The organism is Croceicoccus mobilis (assembly GCF_001661965.1).
GTDB classification, from domain to species: Bacteria; Pseudomonadota; Alphaproteobacteria; order Sphingomonadales; family Sphingomonadaceae; genus Croceicoccus; species Croceicoccus mobilis.
This window is the reverse complement of sequence record NZ_LYWZ01000011.1, coordinates 87,563-103,612: the sequence shown is the minus strand read 5'-3', so window position 1 is coordinate 103,612 and position 16,050 is coordinate 87,563. Positions and strand designations below refer to the sequence as shown.

General features: G+C 61.9%; 15 protein-coding genes. 7 read left to right on the top strand and 8 right to left on the bottom strand.

Annotated features, from left to right (window positions below):
- Positions 1 to 40 precede the first annotated feature (40 nt).
- Genes metG through mazG form a run of 5 tightly spaced genes read left to right on the top strand, consistent with a single transcriptional unit; the run spans position 41 to position 4,169 of the window.
- Complete coding sequence (gene metG, locus A9D13_RS03240) at positions 41 to 1,606, top strand: methionine--tRNA ligase (protein WP_066770024.1); 1,566 nt, start codon at positions 41 to 43, stop codon at positions 1,604 to 1,606.
- Complete coding sequence (locus tag A9D13_RS03235) at positions 1,606 to 2,382, top strand: TatD family hydrolase (protein WP_066770020.1); 777 nt, start codon at positions 1,606 to 1,608, stop codon at positions 2,380 to 2,382. Before metG ends, A9D13_RS03235 begins: the two co-directional genes overlap by 1 nt.
- Complete coding sequence (locus A9D13_RS03230) at positions 2,379 to 3,146, top strand: MBL fold metallo-hydrolase (RefSeq protein ID WP_066770017.1); 768 nt, start codon at positions 2,379 to 2,381, stop codon at positions 3,144 to 3,146. Before A9D13_RS03235 ends, A9D13_RS03230 begins: the two co-directional genes overlap by 4 nt.
- On the top strand, positions 3,143 to 3,316 hold the full coding sequence (locus A9D13_RS20405) for a hypothetical protein (protein WP_156521901.1): 174 nt from the start codon (positions 3,143 to 3,145) through the stop codon (positions 3,314 to 3,316). The genes A9D13_RS03230 and A9D13_RS20405 overlap by 4 nt, the downstream gene beginning before the upstream one ends.
- Before the next feature lie 58 nt (positions 3,317 to 3,374).
- Entirely contained in the window at positions 3,375 to 4,169 is a 795-nt protein-coding gene (gene mazG, locus A9D13_RS03225; protein WP_066770013.1) for a nucleoside triphosphate pyrophosphohydrolase, read from the top strand.
- Here mazG and hflX read toward each other — a convergent pair.
- From hflX to dusB, 7 genes are all read right to left on the bottom strand, one after another.
- Complete coding sequence (gene hflX / locus A9D13_RS03220) at positions 4,166 to 5,443, bottom strand: GTPase HflX (protein ID WP_229665494.1); 1,278 nt, start codon at positions 5,441 to 5,443, stop codon at positions 4,166 to 4,168. The genes mazG and hflX overlap by 4 nt on opposite strands.
- 81 nt (positions 5,444 to 5,524) lie before the next feature.
- Complete coding sequence (gene hfq / locus A9D13_RS03215) at positions 5,525 to 6,187, bottom strand: RNA chaperone Hfq (RefSeq protein WP_172808082.1); 663 nt, start codon at positions 6,185 to 6,187, stop codon at positions 5,525 to 5,527.
- A gap of 182 nt (positions 6,188 to 6,369) precedes the next feature.
- Positions 6,370 to 7,752, bottom strand: a complete 1,383-nt coding sequence (ntrX, locus tag A9D13_RS03210; RefSeq protein ID WP_066770003.1) for a nitrogen assimilation response regulator NtrX — start codon at positions 7,750 to 7,752, stop codon at positions 6,370 to 6,372.
- 40 nt (positions 7,753 to 7,792) lie between these two features.
- Positions 7,793 to 10,054, bottom strand: a complete 2,262-nt coding sequence (locus A9D13_RS03205; RefSeq protein ID WP_082922061.1) for a sensor histidine kinase — start codon at positions 10,052 to 10,054, stop codon at positions 7,793 to 7,795.
- A 102-nt stretch (positions 10,055 to 10,156) separates the two neighbouring features.
- Positions 10,157 to 11,605 (bottom strand): sigma-54-dependent transcriptional regulator, encoded by a 1,449-nt coding sequence (locus A9D13_RS03200; protein ID WP_066770000.1) that lies wholly within the window; start codon positions 11,603 to 11,605, stop codon positions 10,157 to 10,159.
- Positions 11,602 to 12,762 carry a two-component system sensor histidine kinase NtrB gene (locus tag A9D13_RS03195; RefSeq protein ID WP_229665492.1) on the bottom strand — a complete coding sequence of 387 codons (1,161 nt, stop codon included), beginning with the start codon at positions 12,760 to 12,762 and terminating at the stop codon, positions 11,602 to 11,604. Before A9D13_RS03195 ends, A9D13_RS03200 begins: the two co-directional genes overlap by 4 nt.
- Complete coding sequence (gene dusB, locus A9D13_RS03190) at positions 12,759 to 13,811, bottom strand: tRNA dihydrouridine synthase DusB (RefSeq protein WP_066769998.1); 1,053 nt, start codon at positions 13,809 to 13,811, stop codon at positions 12,759 to 12,761. The genes A9D13_RS03195 and dusB overlap by 4 nt, the downstream gene beginning before the upstream one ends.
- Before the next feature lie 73 nt (positions 13,812 to 13,884).
- Here dusB and A9D13_RS03185 point away from each other — a divergent pair, with 73 nt between their 5' ends.
- On the top strand, positions 13,885 to 15,069 hold the full coding sequence (locus A9D13_RS03185) for a bifunctional 2-C-methyl-D-erythritol 4-phosphate cytidylyltransferase/2-C-methyl-D-erythritol 2,4-cyclodiphosphate synthase (protein ID WP_066769995.1): 1,185 nt from the start codon (positions 13,885 to 13,887) through the stop codon (positions 15,067 to 15,069).
- Between the two features lie 54 nt (positions 15,070 to 15,123).
- Positions 15,124 to 15,627: a CinA family protein gene (locus A9D13_RS03180; RefSeq protein WP_066769992.1), complete on the top strand. Its 504-nt coding sequence runs from the start codon at positions 15,124 to 15,126 to the stop codon at positions 15,625 to 15,627.
- Here A9D13_RS03180 and A9D13_RS03175 read toward each other — a convergent pair.
- Positions 15,588 to 16,049, bottom strand: coding sequence for a type II toxin-antitoxin system RatA family toxin (locus A9D13_RS03175; RefSeq protein WP_066769990.1), 462 nt, complete (start codon positions 16,047 to 16,049; stop codon positions 15,588 to 15,590). The genes A9D13_RS03180 and A9D13_RS03175 overlap by 40 nt on opposite strands.
- Position 16,050: the final 1 nt, after the last annotated feature.

The following is a 16,050-nucleotide window of genomic DNA, read 5'->3' as shown; positions in this document are numbered from 1 at the left end:
TGCCCGCAGATCCATTCCAGATCAGAAAGTCAGGGGCCTGATGGCCGATCCTTTTTATATCACCACCGCGATCCACTATCCCAATGGCAAGCCGCATATCGGTCATGCCTATGAAACCATCGCCGCCGACGTGATCGCCCGCTTCCAGCGCGCATCCGGGCGAGAGGTGCGGTTCCAGACCGGCACCGACGAGCATGGTTTGAAGATGGCGCAAAAGGCACGTGACCTTGGTATCTCACCGCGTGAGCTTTGCGATGAAATGTCAGGTCATTTCAAAAGTCTGTTTGATCTTCTTGATATCAGCTATGACAATTTCATCCGCACGACCGAGCCGCGCCACCACACCGCCAGCCAGGCGATCTGGGAGGCGATGGAGGCCAATGGCGACCTGTACCTCGACCGTTACGAAGGCTGGTATTCGATCCGCGACGAAGCCTATTACGACGAGAGCGAGCTGAAAACGGGCGAGGGGGGCGAGAAGCTTTCCCCGCAGGATACGCCGGTGGAATGGACGGTCGAGGAAAGCTGGTTCTTCCGCCTTTCCAAATATGCCGAACCACTGCTCGCGCTCTATCGTGACAATCCCGAATTCATCCAGCCCGATAGCCGCCGGAACGAGGTGATGCGTTTCGTCGAAGGCGGACTGCGAGACCTGTCGGTTTCGCGCACCAGTTTCGACTGGGGCGTAAAGGTGCCGGGTGCCGATAATCACGTGATGTATGTGTGGGTCGATGCGCTCACCAACTATCTCACGGGTCTTGGCTACCCCGATGAAACAGATGACTTTTCCAAGTTCTGGCCGGCCGATCTGCACTTGATCGGCAAGGATATCGTGCGCTTCCACGCGATCTATTGGCCCGCCTTCCTGATGAGTGCGAAGCTTGCATTGCCGAAACAGGTCTTCGGGCATGGCTTTTTGCTGAACCGTGGTCAGAAGGAATCGAAAAGCCTTGGCAATGTGACTGACCCGGTGGCGCTGGTGGAACAGTTCGGTGTTGATCCGCTGCGCTATTTCCTGATGCGCGAAATCGCTTTCGGACAGGATGGCAGCTATTCCGCCGAAGCCATCGTCACCCGCGCCAATGCCGAGCTGGCCAATAGTTTCGGCAATCTGGCACAGCGCACTTTATCCATGATTTTCAAAAATCTGGACGGAGTTATTGAGAGCGGTTTGCCAGAGGATGCGGCCGACACGGCACTGCTTTCGGCGGTCTCGGATGCGATTGCTGGCTTGCGCGACAATTTCGGGAAACTCGACTTCAGTGATGGCCTCGATGCATGGATGCGCGGCGTGTTCGCCTGCAACGCCTATGTCGACGAGATGGCGCCCTGGGCCTTGCGGAAGACCGATCCGGATCGGATGAAGGCGGTGCTGAATGTGCTGTTCCGCTGCGTTCGTGATCTTGCCATTGCGGTGCGGCCAGTCGTGCCCGGTTCGATCGACAGGCTGCTTGACCAGATGGGCATCGCCGCAGATGCCCGCGATTATTCCGCCTTGGCCGACAATGACTGGTTTGCCGCGCTCGCGGCTAGCGATTACAAGGTAGAGAAGCCGGTCGGCGTTTTCCCGCGCCTCGAACTGACCGAAACCGAGGGTGCGGCCTGATGTTGATCGATTCCCATTGCCATCTCAATTACAAGGGGTTGATCGAGCGGCAGGACGAGATCCTCGATGCCGCGCGTGACCGCGGCATTGGCGGCTTCCTCAACATCTCGACCCGTCAGGGTGAATGGGGCGATGTCATCGCCACGGCTGAGCGCAATGACGACGTCTGGGCCAGTGTCGGCATCCACCCGCATGAGGCTGACCAGCACCCCGATCTGGGCGCCGACGAGCTGTTGAAAGCGACCGAGCACGACCGGGTGATCGCCATCGGTGAAACCGGCCTCGATTATTATTACGACCATTCCGACCGCGATGCGCAGCGTGCGTTGTTTCGCATGCATATCGGCGTGGCGCGTGAAACCGGTCTTCCTCTGATCATCCATACGCGCGATGCGGAAGAGGATACGCTTCAGATCCTGCGCGAAGAGAAGGGGAAGGGCGAGTTTCCCGCCCTGATCCATTGCTTCACCGCATCGGATGCCTTCGGCAAGGCGGTCCTGGAACTCGGCCTCACCATATCGCTTTCCGGTATCGTGACCTTCAAGAATGCCAAGGAGCTGCAGGAAACCGCGCGCCACGTTCCGTCCGACCGCCTGCTGGTCGAGACGGATGCGCCGTTCCTCGCGCCGATCCCGCATCGCGGAAAGACCTGCGAACCCGCGTTCGTGGCTGACACCGCGCAATTCGTAGCCGATCTGCGCGGTGAGGAGCTTGAGCGATTGGCGGAAACGACATCGGCCAATTTCACGCGCCTGTTCTCAAAGGCGGCGCTGTGAAGGTCACGATACTGGGTTCGGGCACTTCGACTGGCGTGCCGCGCATCGGCAACGACTGGGGCGCCTGCGACCCGAACGAACCGCGCAATCGACGCAGTCGGGTTTCCATCGCGATCGAGACGGCCGAGGGGCAGCGCATCCTCGTCGACACGTCTCCCGATCTTAGAAGCCAGTTGCTGGCGAACGACATCGGCAGGATCGATGCGGTGTTCTGGACGCACGACCATGCGGATCACTGCCACGGTATCGACGACCTTCGACCACTGCGTTTCGGGCGCGCGGGTCCGATACCGGGCTATGCCAACGAGGTGACGGTGAGGCGTCTGCGGCGGCGTTTCGATTATGTTTTCGCCGGGCAATTCGGTTATTCGACCATCGTCGACATCGATTCCCTTGACCGGCTTCGCATGGTCTGCGGGCTGGGCGTGCGCTGGTGCGAGATGCCGCACGGTCCCGTTTTCAGCACGGCATTCCGGTTTGATAATGGTAAAAAATCAATTGGATACGCAACGGACTTCAGTGAGATTACCGATGATATGGTCAATCTCATGCAAGGCTGCGACCTCTTGATCGTCGATTGTCTGCGGCGTGATCCACATCCGACGCATGCGCATCTGGGCATGGCGCTCGAATTCGCCAAGACTGTTCGGGCGGAGCGCGCCGTTCTGACGCATCTCGATAAGAGCATGGATTATCGCACCTTGTGTGACGAGGTGCCATCCAACGTGCTGGTCGGGTATGACGGCATGGAGCTTGGCTTTTGAACACGCTTGCGATCGTCTCGTTGATAAGCCTGTTGGGCTGGCTGATCCTTATGATAGGCACCTGGCGCAGCCATAAGGTCAGCCAGTCAGGGACGATCAAGATGGCGTTGGTGTGGGTCGCCATATTCCTCGCGGTAACGCTTGTGATGGGAATGTTGACCGGCTCCTGATGCCCGCTTTTATTTTACATAATATTGATTATCACTCTTTCATTCGAGGCAATCCGGCATGATCGAGAACCGCTCCCCCATCGAACGGCTTCTCGCCATTATGGCGCAATTGCGCGACCCCGTGTCGGGCTGCGAATGGGATCTGGCGCAGGACTTTGCGTCGATCGCGCCATACACGTTGGAGGAAGCGCATGAGGTCGCCGACGCCATCGCCCGCGGAGCAATGGACGAGTTGAAGGACGAACTCGGCGATCTTCTGCTTCAGGTCGTCTTTCACGCCCGCATGGCCGAGGAAAAAGGCCTGTTTGCCTTCGACGACGTGGCCGAAGCTATCTCTGCCAAAATGGAGCGTCGCCATCCGCACATCTTTGCCAATGGTGAGAACGCCGACGCCGAAAGCGTCCGCACCAATTGGGAGCGGCTGAAGGCTAACGAACGTGCCGAGAAAAATCAGACGGGCGCGCTTGATGGCGTGGCGCTAGGCCTGCCGGGCTTGCTCCGTGCCGAAAAACTACAAAAGCGCGCAGCCCGTGTCGGCTTTGACTGGCCAGATGAAAGCGGCGCTGCTGACAAGCTGCACGAAGAGATCGACGAATTCGCCGAAGCCACCGACGAAGCGCACAGGTTCGAAGAAGCCGGCGACATGCTCTTCGCTGCTGTGAACTGGCTCAGGAAACAGGGCATCTCTGCCGAAGATGCGATGCGCGCGGCAAATCGGAAATTCGAGCGGCGCTTTGCCGGAATGGAAACATTCGCCGCGGAAGATCGGGTCGATTTCGCAGCCCTCGATCTTCAAAGCCAGGACGCGCTATGGAACCGCGTAAAGGCCAGCGAAAAGGCGCATAATCCTTAACCGTCCAATGCGACGAAACGGCCGAATTCGCGGTCCTCGATCCTGACCGTGATCCGAATCTGCGGCTCTTCACCGGTTTCGGTATCGCTCACCTCTTCCTCGCCCAGAACCTCGCCATGGGCGTGGAGCCATGCGATCCGCTTGCCGTCGCTTGTCGGAACGATGATGTCGTGCACACGCGCATCACGCGTCAGTATCGCCGAAATCGCCCGCTCCAGCGCATCGGTTCCAAAGCCCGTGAGCGCCGAGATCGGCACGACCGGAATATCGGCACGCTCGGCCTGTTCGGCCAATTCTTCGCGGCGTTCGTCCGCGATCTGGTCCCATTTATTCCACGCCTCGATCACCGGAATCCGAAGGGCACCCTCCTCTTCCGTGTTGATATCGAGATCGGCCAGGATCTGTTCGACTTCCACCTTCTGGCCGTCGGCCATCGCGCTCGACATGTCGCGCACATGGACGATGATGTCGGCGCCGGTCACTTCCTCCAGCGTTGCGCGGAAAGCGGCGACCAATTGCGTCGGAAGGTCGGAGATGAAACCCACGGTGTCTGACAGGATCGCCTTTTCGACGCCCGGCAGACCTATGGCGCGCATGGTCGGATCGAGCGTGGCAAAAAGCAGATCCTCCGCCATCACATCTGCACCTGTCATGCGGTTGAAAAGCGTGGATTTTCCGGCATTGGTGTAGCCGACCAAAGCGACCACGGGCCAAGGCGCCCTTCCCCGGCGCGCGCGGTGCAGGGCGCGGGTGCGGCGCACCTGTTCCAGTTCGCGGCGCAGGCGCGCCATGCGATCGCGGATCATGCGGCGGTCAGCCTCGATCTGCGTTTCGCCGGGCCCGCCGAGGAAGCCGAAGCCGCCGCGCTGCCGTTCAAGGTGGGTCCAGCTGCGCACGAGCCGGCCTGCCTGATAATCCAGGTGCGCCAGCTCGACCTGCAGACGCCCTTCCGCCGTTGCCGCGCGTTCGCCGAAAATCTCGAGGATCAGCCCGGTCCGGTCGATCACCTTTCGCTTCAGCGCGTCTTCCAGATTGCGCTGCTGGATCGCGGAAAGCGCGCCATCGACGATGACGAGCTCTGCCTCCGCCATTTCACAATCGGCGCGGATCCGGTCGATCTGGCCCGACCCGAACAATGTGCCGGGGCGTACGTCGCGGATCGGGATGATATAGCTTTCGACGACCTCGATCCCGATGGCGAGCGCAAGCCCCCTTCCCTCTTCGAGCCGGGATTCCGGATCGGGCAGGTTGTCCTTGCGGATATCGGGCAACACGACGAGGGCACGCGCACCGCGCGTAACCTCGCCGGCTACGTCGTCATTACCAAAAATGTCGTCGGCCAGGGGGCCTCTCCGTTATTCGTCTTCCGACCAGTCGCCCGAAAGGTCGACATGGGTGATCGGCTGTACGGTGGAGATAGCATGCTTGTAGGCGAGTTGCACATAGCCTTCGCGTTCGAGCAGCATGCAGAACAGGTCATAGGCCGCGATCCGGCCCTGAAGCATCACGCCGTTGATCAGGAACATCGTCACCTGAGCGCCAGCGTCGCGGACCGATGACAGGAACACGTCTTGAAGCATGCGCTTGCCGCGCGCTTCCTCGGCGAATTCGAACAGTTCCACATCGACGGGCTGCGTCGGCATGATCGTGCTTATCGCATGCTTGTAAACAAGCTGCGACTGCCCATCGCGGCGCAGCAGGATCGAGAAATTGTCGAACCAGGTCACGATGCCCTGCAGCTTTACGCCTTTCACCAGGAACATGGTCACAGGCGTCTTCTGCTTACGCAGGTGATTAAGGAAGATGTCCTGAAGATTCTGTCCCTTGCCAGCCGGTTTGGCAGCTGCCTTGGCCGGTGCCTTCTTGGCGACGGGGCGAGCTTTCAGCTTTTCGGGCTTTGCCGCAGGTGCATCTGCTGGCGCGGTTTCAGCGGGTTCGATTGCTTCGGGGGATGCATCTGCTGCCTCGGTCTCGGGGGTTTCCGACTTGGTGCGGATGCTAAGCGTCTTGCCGGCCATTCTCATGGACTCCTGTTTTTTGTTGGCGGCAGGCATTTTTGCCCGTCCGCGTTCTGGCCGGCGGGGGCCGACCGATGGGCGCGGGTACATTCGCCCCGTACGCAATGTGAATTCTAAATGCTGCTATGCAGCAAAGCAATCCCGAAAAAAGCGATGATCGCAATCGAATATGCCGCAAACCCTTAGGCGGGTTCATCCTTTCGGTCGGTCAGGCCCAGCGTCTTGAGCTTACGGTGCAGAGCCGAACGTTCCATCCCGATAAAGGATGCAGTGCGCGAGATGTTCCCCGAAAAGCGCCGGATCTGCACGCGTAGATATTCGCGTTCGAACTGTTCGCGTGCTTCACGCAGGGGGATGCCCATCATGGCCGAAATGCCACTCGATTCGCCGCTTTCCTCCTGAGTGATCTCGGGCGGCAGCATGTCGGCGTCGATCTGGCCCAACCTTTCGCGCGGAGCGAGAATCAGCGTGCGTTCGACCACATTCCTAAGCTGACGGACATTGCCGGGCCACTCATAGCTTTGCAGTACGGCCACGGCCTCGTCGCTGATCTCAGGGGGGTTATAGCCCTGGCTGCGGGCGTAGCGGGCGAAAAAATGGTCGGCGAGCACGGGAATGTCCCCTCGCCTTTCGGCAAGACCCGGTACGCTGACGGGTACGACGTTGAGGCGATAATAGAGATCTTCGCGAAACCGCCGGTCCGCAATCGCTTCCGACAGATCCTGCGAACTTGACGAGGCAACGCGCACATCGACGCGGATCTGCCGGTTGCCGCCAACCCGGACAAAGGCCTGATCGGTCAGCACGCGCAGGATGCGGGCCTGCGTCGATTCGGGCATGTCCGCCACCTCGTCGAGATAGAGCGTGCCGCCATCGGCCATCTCAAGCAGCCCGGCGCGCACCAGCTTACCATCGGACTCTTCGCCGAAAAGCTCCTGCTCGAAACGTTCCGGGGTGATGCGGGCGGAGTTGACCGTCACAAAGGGCTTTTCGGAACGCGGGCTCCAGTGGTGCAGCAGGCGCGCCGCCATTTCCTTGCCCGCGCCCGCCGGGCCGGTGATCAGCACGCGGCTGCCGGTATTGGCAACGCGCTTCAATGTGGCGCGCACGGCGTTGATTGCGCCCGAATTGCCGTTGAATTCCTCGAACCCCGCGCCGCCGTCGTGACGCAGCTGCGCGTTTTCGCGGCGAAGGCGCTCGGTCTCGGTCGCGCGTTCGACCATGATGAGCAGTCGCTCCGCCTCGAACGGCTTTTCGATGAAATCGACCGCGCCGCGGCTGACTGCGGAAACGGCCGTGTCGATATTGCCGTGCCCGGAAAACACGATGACCGGCAGGTCAGGTTCACGCTGCTTGATCGCATCCAGCACTTCCAGCCCGTCCATGGGCGATCCGTGCAGCCAGACATCAAGCAGCACAAGGCTCGGCCGCCGCTCGTCAATGGCGGCAAGCGCGGCGCTGGAGTCGCCGGCGGTACGGCATTCGTACCCCTCATCCGAAAGCACGCCGGCGACCAGTTCGCGGATGTCGCGTTCATCATCGACGATAAGGATATCGAGTGCCATCAGATGTCTTCCTGCTTTTTCATTATTGTCATAAGCGCGCTCATTCGGCGGCCTGCTTGCCCTGGCTGGCTTCTTCGGCCAGCGGGTCGCGCGCGAAACGCAGGCGCACGGTGGTGCCTCCGGTTTCCGCCGCTTCGAACCCGATATGGCCGCCATGCTCACCCAGGATCTTTTGCACGATGGCAAGGCCAAGGCCCGTGCCCTTTTCGCGCGTGGTCATATATGGCTCGACGATCCGGTCGCCCTGTTTTGGAAGGCCCGCTCCATTATCGGTAACGGTGATGGTCACGCCTTCCTTGTCGGGCCGGAGCCGCACCGCGATGTGCCCGCGATAATCCTCACCTTCGGCCAGCTTCTTCGCCTCGATCGCCTCGGCGGCGTTTTTCAGGACATTGGTCATCGCCTGACCGACCTGGTGGCGGTCGCAATCGACCGCGGTGTCGCCCTCTTCCGCCTCGAACCGATAGGCGATTTCGGGGTGCCCCACTTCCTGCAGGAACATCGACTGCCGCACGAGGTCGAGGATGTTTTCCCGCCGGAAACTGGGCTTGGGCATTCGGGCGAAGGAGGAAAACTCGTCTACCATCTTCCTCAGGTCGCCGACCTGCCGGATGATTGTCGCGGTCAGTTCGTCGAACAATTCGCCATCGGTTTCGATCTGGCGGCGATAGCGGCGGTTCAGCCTCTCGGTCGCAAGCTGGATCGGGGTCAGCGGGTTCTTGATTTCATGCGCGATGCGGCGCGCGACGTCGGACCATGCGGCACGGCGCTGGTCGAGCAACTGGCGCGTGATATCCTCAAACGTCAGCACGTGACCGTGGGTCGTGCGCGCGACCTTCACCGCCAGCGTGCGCATGTCGCCGCCGCGCGGGATCTGGGCAATGCCGCTGGGGGCGCCATCGGCGACGCGCTCTGCCAGCGCGGGCGCGATATCGGTCAGCGTCTTGCCGATCGGCTCCTCGCCCTCTTCCCCGACCAGCAGCATCTGCGCCGATCCGTTGATCAGCTGCACCGTGCCGCGATCGTCGATCGAGATGATGCCCGCGGTCGCGGAATCCAGCACCGCCTCGATAAATGCGCGGCGTTCGTGAAGCTGTTCGTTGGCCGTCAACAGTGCCGCCGTCTGCCGCTCGATCTGCGCGGTCATGCGGTTGAAGGCGCGGTTGAGCAGGCCGATCTCGTCCGATCCGGTGCGCCCTTGCACGCGGCTTGCGAAATTGCCCGCGCCCACGTCTTTCGCCGCGTCGACCAGTTCGGCAAGCGGTCCGACCTGCCGGTCGGCAAAGCGCAGCGCGAACCAGACTGCCAGCCCGACCAGCGCCAGCGACACCACCAGCAGCGCGATGTTGAAGCGCAGTTGCAGGGTGCGGACATTGCCGGTCAGCGCATTGTAATTGGCAAGCACGCTTTGCGCGCGGCGCCACTGGTTCAGTGCCAGCGGATCGCTTTCGCGTGAGGTATAGAGATAGATGCCGCGTTCGAGATCCAGCGGGGCAACCGCCTCGGTCCGTTCCGCCACGGCGTTGACGACATAACGTTCGCCGGCGGCAAGCCGCTTGAAGACATCGGGTTCGATCGTGGCGGGCGTGAAATCGCTTTCCGGATCGACGATGGCCGCGGTGCGCAGATTGCCATCGGAACCGCGCTCAACGATGGCGGAACTGTCGAATTCGCGCAGGATGACCTGCCGCGTATAGGCCTCGGCAAATTCGGGCGAAGTGATGGGCGCGCGGTCGAGATAGAAGCGGATATCGTCCGCCATCGCGATCGCATTGTCGCCGATGTCGCGGAAATTCTCTTCATAATAGCCGCGGGCAAGATCGTTGGCATCCTCCAGCAGGCCGCGTGATCGTTCGGAAAACCAGAACTCCACGCCCGACTGGAACATGAAGGACGCGAAGACCACGACCAGCAGTGTTGGCACCGCCGCCAGCAAAGAGAAGAAGAAGACGAGGCGCACATGCATGCGGCCCGTGCTTCCCGTCAGCTTGCGCGAATGGCGCAATGCCAGCCGCCGACCGATCAGCACGATCAGGCCCATGGCCGGCACCAGCGTCAGGACGAGCAGCGCCGTGGTAGTGCCGACAGGCAGCAATGCGCTGCCATTCGAATCCTCCAGCGAGAGCCAGCCGAAAATGACCACCAGCACCAGCGCCAGCCCTGCCGCGATTTCCAGCAGGGTGAAGCCATTGGCGCGGTGCCACATGATGTTGAACCGTCGCAGCAAACGCTGCCAGTCACGCCCTCCCTGTGGGAGCGCGTGCTTCTGCTGCTCGTCGGTCTGCTGCGGGTCGCCAGTCATCGTTGCGGATATACAACACTGCTGTTGCGCAAACTCAAGCCCCCGCTTTGTAACAGTGGGATAAGTGCTGCGCTTTCACGGACGGGCGGTTGGCCCGGTCGATCAGCTGCGCGTTCGTGCGGCAAAACGCTCCGGGTCGATATCCAGTTCGTCGAGGCGTTTGCGCAATGTGTTCCGGTTGATCCCCAGCATGCGCGCCGCCCGCAGCTGATTGCCGCCGGTCGTGTCGAGCATATGGGTCAGGAGCGGGCGTTCAAACGCGGCTATGGCCTTGGCATAGATCTGGCCCGGCTCGGGCGCATTGGCAGCCAGCCATCGGGCCAGTGCGGTTTCGAGGTCGCTCGCGCCCGAGAAGGGAGGGGTCGGACTGCCCAAGCTCGGAGCCGGAGTGGGGATCTCCTCTGCCAGCATGGATTGCACTGACGCGCGGTCGATCAGGTCTTCGCGCGCCAACAGGGCAAGACGATAGATGAAGTTCCTGAGTTCGCGAACATTACCACGCCATGGCTGGGCACGCAGCAGGGCCGCGGCATCGTCGGTCAATGCGCGGCGCGGCAGGCCTTCGCGCGATGCCTTTGCCAGAAAATGGCGGGCCAACGCGTCGATATCCTCGCCCCGCTCACGCAGCGGTGGCAGCATGATCGGGACGACGTTCAGGCGATAATAGAGATCCTCTCGGAAACGGCCCTCCTCGATCAGCGGAGCCAGGTCCTTGTTGGTCGCAGCGATGATGCGCGCATCGATCGGCACTTCCTCGCGCCCGCCGACCCGCAGGATGCTGCCCGATTGCAGAGCGCGCAGCAGACGTGTCTGCGCCTGCATGGGCATGTCGCCGATCTCGTCGAGGAAGAGCGTGCCTCCCCTCGCCTGCTCGAACTTGCCGATATGGCGGGCGAACGCGCCGGTGAACGCGCCCTTTTCATGGCCGAACAATTCGGATTCGATCAAATCCGCCGGAATGGCCGCCGTGTTGACCGCGACGAAGGGGCCCTGTGAACGCTGGCCCAGCTTGTGGATCGCTTCTGCCACCAGCTCCTTACCGGTGCCGGATTCGCCCAGAATCAGCACGGTCAAATCGTTGCGCAGCACGCGCGTGATCATGCGATAGACCGCCTGCATCGGGTTTGATCGCCCGACGAGAGGAAGTTCCGTGTGCTCCTCGCCCTCTGCCGGGTGGATTTCCGGTTCGCTCGCCGCGATGGCGGCGGTCACGGCGCGGATCAGCTCGTCAAGGTCGAAGGGTTTCGGGAAATATTCGAACGCCCCGGTGTCGCTGGCGCGGACGGCCGTATCCAGCGTGTTCTGCGCCGACACCACGATCACCGGAATATCCGGCTGCCGATCCTTTACCGCAGGCAGGGTTTCGATGCCGTCGCCATCCTTCAGCACGACATCGGTGATCAGCGCCGAATAATGCTCGCAATTCAGCAGCCGGTCGCGCTCGGCAATAGTGTCGCAGCGCACGACTTGCAGGCCCTCGTCCTCAAGCGCGGTGGTAATGACCACGGCGATCGAGATATCGTCCTCGACCAAAAGGACCGGAGCGCTCATGCCTTGTTCTCCCTGCCGGTCGGATCTTTGTCCGCCGTTGTTATGGTCGCGCTTCGCCGCCGGGTTTCCACCATCGGCAGGCGCAGGCGAAAATGGGTAAGCCCGCGCAATTCGTCGCGCTCATGCGTAATACGCCCGTTCATGTCGCGCACCAGCTTCCTGACTAGCGCGAGACCGAGGCCCTGGCCCTGCTTCTTCGAAGAAACGAACGGTTCGAAAATATGGTCGCGCAAAGCGGGATCGACGCCGGGGCCGTTATCGGTCACGCGGATCTCGATCGGCAGGCGGATCGGTGCGCCGTCGCCAGCCTGACGCAGCAGAATGCCGCTGGCAAAGCGGGTGTGTAGCGTGACTGTCGGCTTCTCACTCTCTCCACACGCTTCGGCAGCATTGGTAAGAAGGTTCAGCAGCACCTGCGCCAACGCATCGGCGCTGACGAAAACTTTTGGCAGCGACGGGTCGAACTCTTCCCGGATCCTGACGCCATCATGGCCGCCCGCTTCCAGAACGGCGCGGGCGCGGCGGATCGCGCCATGCAGGTTCACAGGTGTCGCCGGCTGGGTCGAGCGACTGGAAAGCGACTGCATCTGGTCGATCAATGCCGCGATCCGGTCGACCTCATCCGCGATGAGAGAGGTAAGCGCCCGGTCCGCAGGTTTCGCCTTGCGCGCCAGCAATTGAGCGGCGCCGCGAATGCCGGCCAGCGGGTTCTTGATTTCATGCGCCAGGATCTCGGGCGCGCGCAGTGCGGCCTCCTGGTGATCGCCGCCGCCCTCTTCCAGGGCCTCCACCTCTGCCGGTTCGATCAGCGTAAGCGTCTGCCAGCCTTCCCATCCTGCGACCGGGGATACGATGACATGCAGACGGCGGGCATCCGATTTGCCGATCCGGGCAGCCATGTCGCGGGCGTTGATCTGGACATCGGTGTCCTCCATCATCGCCAGCAGCCGCGTTTCGCCGAAATCGATGACCGATTTCAGCGCCTTGCCCATCAGGCGGCGGGCACCCTGCCCCAGCAATTGTTCGCCCGCGCCGTTGACGGCGGCAATGCGGTGGCCGGGGCGCAGCATGATGACGGCATAGGGAAGGCTGGCGATCTGGCGCGCGGCGTCGGGCGATGCCCGGACCGCCTCGCCGATCGCGCCGGTCAGCGTCACGCGGCGCGAACCTTGGCGGCTTCGCTGCTGTCGGCAGCGTCGATCAGCGGCATGTAGAATTCACGCAGCGAGGCCAGCACCTTGTCCGCATCGTCGATGAAATTGACCATGTTGCGGAATTCGGCAGAGCCTTTCAGCCCCTTGGTGTACCAGCCAAGATGTTTGCGCGCCATCTTGACCGCCGTGTCGGTGCCGTAATGATCGAGCATCAGGCGGTAGTGCTCGTTCACCAGCTCGAATTGTTCGAGCAGCGTCGGATCGGGGCGCACGTCGCGCCCTTCCAGCCAGTCCATCACCTGACCCAGCAGCCACGGGCGGCCATAGGCGCCGCGTCCGATCATCACGCCATCGGCGCCGCTCTGATCCAGCGCATGAGCGGCGTCCTCGATCGAACAGATGTCGCCATTGGCGATGACCGGGATCGACACCGCTTCCTTCACATTGCGGATGAAAGCCCAGTCGGCGCTACCCTTATACATCTGATTACGCGTGCGGCCGTGCACGGTGACCATCTTCGCACCCAGATCTTCGGCGATGCGCGCCATTTCGGGAGCATTCAGTGACGCATGGTCCCAGCCCATGCGCATCTTGACCGTGACCGGCACGTCCACTGCCTCGATCGTCGCTTTCATCAGCGCGGTGGCCAGCGGCAGGTCGCGCATCAGCGCGGAGCCTGCCATGCCGTTGACGACCTTCCTGACCGGGCAGCCGAAATTGATGTCGATGATTGCCGCGCCGCGATCCTCGTTCAACTTCGCCGCTTCGCCCATGGATCGCGGGTCGCAGCCCACCAGCTGCATCGAGACGGGGTTCTCCGTTTCGTGCCATGCGGCCTTTTGCACCGACTGGCGGGTTTCACGGATGGCCGCCTCGCTCGCGATCATCTCGGTCACGTTGAGGCCGCTGCCATAGCGGCGCACCAGCTGCCGGAACGGCAGGTCGGTCACGCCCGTCATCGGGGCGAGAACGACAGGCGTTGCCACGGCGACATTGCCGATATTGATTGGGGCCAGTTCAGGAGCCGGAGGGAGTGTCTGCGGTTTAATCATCAATCTGCCTAAAATATAGGCAAGGCGCATAGTCGATTGCCCAGATGGCATCAAGGCTGTAGCGGCTCCGTCCATGGCCGAAACAGCGGACATTCCCATTGCGCGCGATTGCGCAGGCATCATCGTTGCAGGCGGCAGCGGCAAGCGCGCCGGACTTGGCTTGCCCAAGCAATATGCGCGCTATCGCGGCACAACGGTTCTGGGCTTTGCCGCAAAGGCGCTTCGTGAAGCGATGGACGGCCCGATCGTAGTGGTGATCCCGGCGGGCGAGGAAAAGCGCGCCAGCGATGCGATCGGCAATGTGGAGGGTATTGTCTTCGCGACCGGCGGCGAAACGCGGCAGGCATCGGTGCAATCGGGGCTGGAGGCGCTTGCCGCCATGACACCGCGCCCCGACCGCGTGATGATCCACGATGCCGCGCGGCCCGACCTTCCCCCGGATGTCGCGCATCGCCTGCTGGCCGCGCTTCGGGAAACTCCGGGTGCGATACCCGTTCTTCCCGTCGTGGACAGCATGATCGAAACCGATGGCGAACTGATGGGCGCGCCTGCCGAGCGTGAACAGTTGCGCCGGGTCCAGACCCCGCAGGCATTCCGCTTCGATGCGATCCACACAGCCCAGCAGGCCTGGCAGGGCCAATTGACCGCTGGCGATGATGCGCAGGTCCTGCGCGCCGCCGGTATGGGCGTGGCGCTGGTCGATGGCCATGCGCGCCTTGCCAAGCTGACCTATCAGGAGGATTTCGTGACCGAGACCACGGTGCTGCCCTTTCGCAGCGGCAGCGGATATGACGTGCATCGGCTCGTGCCCGGCGATGGCGTGTGGCTTTGCGGCGTGCATGTCGCGCATGACCACGCGCTTTCGGGCCACAGTGATGCCGATGTCGCGCTGCATGCCCTGACCGATGCGATTCTCGGCGCAATCGCCGAAGGTGACATCGGTGATCATTTTCCGCCCAGCGATCCACAATGGAAGGGCGCGGCCTCTCCGATATTCCTTGCGCATGCGGTGAAGCTGGCTGCGGCAAGAAAATATGCGATCGGCAATGTCGATCTTACCATTATTTGCGAAGCGCCCAAAGTCGGCCCTCACCGACAGGCGATGCGCGAAAGGCTGGCGGAATTGCTGGCTGTTGACACGGACGCCATTTCAGTGAAGGCGACCACCACGGAACGGCTGGGCTTTACCGGCCGGGGCGAAGGTATTGCCGCGCAGGCGCAGGTGCTGTTGGTGTACCGCCCCGATACTGCGGCTTGATTGTTTTGATGCCCGAGCCTTTCTGACCCCTCCCCCCAATTTCTCGGATTTCCCATGGATTGCACCCTCCCCCAAGAGATGATCGAACTTGCGACCCGCGTTGTCGAGGCGCATCGCGAGGCCGGTACGAAAATCGCGCTGGCTGAAAGCTGCACCGGCGGCCTCGTCTGCGCGGCGCTGACCGAGGTGCCCGGATCGTCCGCCGTGTTCGACCGCGGTTTCGTGACCTATTCCAACGAAGCCAAGATGGAAGAGCTGGAGGTTCCCAGCGACCTGATCGAAACCTTCGGCGCTGTTTCGGTCGCGGTCGCATGGTCGATGGCGCAAGGTGCGATCAAGCATTCCGAGGCCGATGTCGCCGTGGCGATCACCGGTATCGCGGGACCCGATGGCGGCACCGAGAAAAAGCCCGTGGGCACCGTCGTATTCGCCAAGGCGAAGCGCAGCCAGGGCGCTGATCAGGAACCCGAAGCGGAACTGAAGAAATTCGAATGCAACGGTCGCGGCGACGTGCGCCGTCAGGCCGCGCTATGCGCGCTGGAATTGTTGCTGCCGTAAAGCTTGCCGGCGCGTTCTTCGAATGCGCCGACCATTTTCCGGAACGCGCGGTCGAGATATTGGCCAGCCAGCGCCTCGAACACGCGGTTGCGGAAGGTGAAATCCACGCAGAAATGGATACGGCTGCGGCCGCCTTCCAGCGGTTCGAAACGCCAGCTGTTTTCCAGCTTGGACAGCGGCCCGTCGACATATTCGACGACGATGCTGTCGGGACGGTTCTTGTGAACCTTTGATGTAAAGCGTTCGCGCAGCGCCTTGAAGCCGACCATCATGTCGGCGACCATCTCGGTCTCGGTGTTCGATTTCACCCGCGTCGCCACGACCCAGGGCAAAAACTCCGGATAGCGGGCGACATCGGCGACAAGATCGAACATCTGCTCGGCTGAATAGTCGAGCTCTCGCGTTTCACGAATGCTGGGCATA

What these genes read in the sequence shown, in the direction of transcription:
- A9D13_RS03200 (WP_066770000.1), bottom strand. Translation starts at nt 11,605, where the DNA reads ATGAGCGCTCCGGTCCTTTTGGTCGAGGACGATATCTCGATCGCCGTG.
- A9D13_RS03175 (WP_066769990.1), bottom strand. Translation starts at nt 16,049, where the DNA reads ATGCCCAGCATTCGTGAAACGCGAGAGCTCGACTATTCAGCCGAGCAG.
- hfq (WP_172808082.1), bottom strand. Translation starts at nt 6,187, where the DNA reads ATGGCCGGCAAGACGCTTAGCATCCGCACCAAGTCGGAAACCCCCGAG.
- metG (WP_066770024.1), top strand. Translation starts at nt 41, where the DNA reads ATGGCCGATCCTTTTTATATCACCACCGCGATCCACTATCCCAATGGC.
- A9D13_RS03205 (WP_082922061.1), bottom strand. Translation starts at nt 10,054, where the DNA reads ATGACTGGCGACCCGCAGCAGACCGACGAGCAGCAGAAGCACGCGCTC.
- A9D13_RS03180 (WP_066769992.1), top strand. Translation starts at nt 15,124, where the DNA reads ATGGATTGCACCCTCCCCCAAGAGATGATCGAACTTGCGACCCGCGTT.
- A9D13_RS03185 (WP_066769995.1), top strand. Translation starts at nt 13,885, where the DNA reads ATGGCCGAAACAGCGGACATTCCCATTGCGCGCGATTGCGCAGGCATC.
- mazG (WP_066770013.1), top strand. Translation starts at nt 3,375, where the DNA reads ATGATCGAGAACCGCTCCCCCATCGAACGGCTTCTCGCCATTATGGCG.
- A9D13_RS03235 (WP_066770020.1), top strand. Translation starts at nt 1,606, where the DNA reads ATGTTGATCGATTCCCATTGCCATCTCAATTACAAGGGGTTGATCGAG.
- ntrX (WP_066770003.1), bottom strand. Translation starts at nt 7,752, where the DNA reads ATGGCACTCGATATCCTTATCGTCGATGATGAACGCGACATCCGCGAA.
- dusB (WP_066769998.1), bottom strand. Translation starts at nt 13,811, where the DNA reads ATGATTAAACCGCAGACACTCCCTCCGGCTCCTGAACTGGCCCCAATC.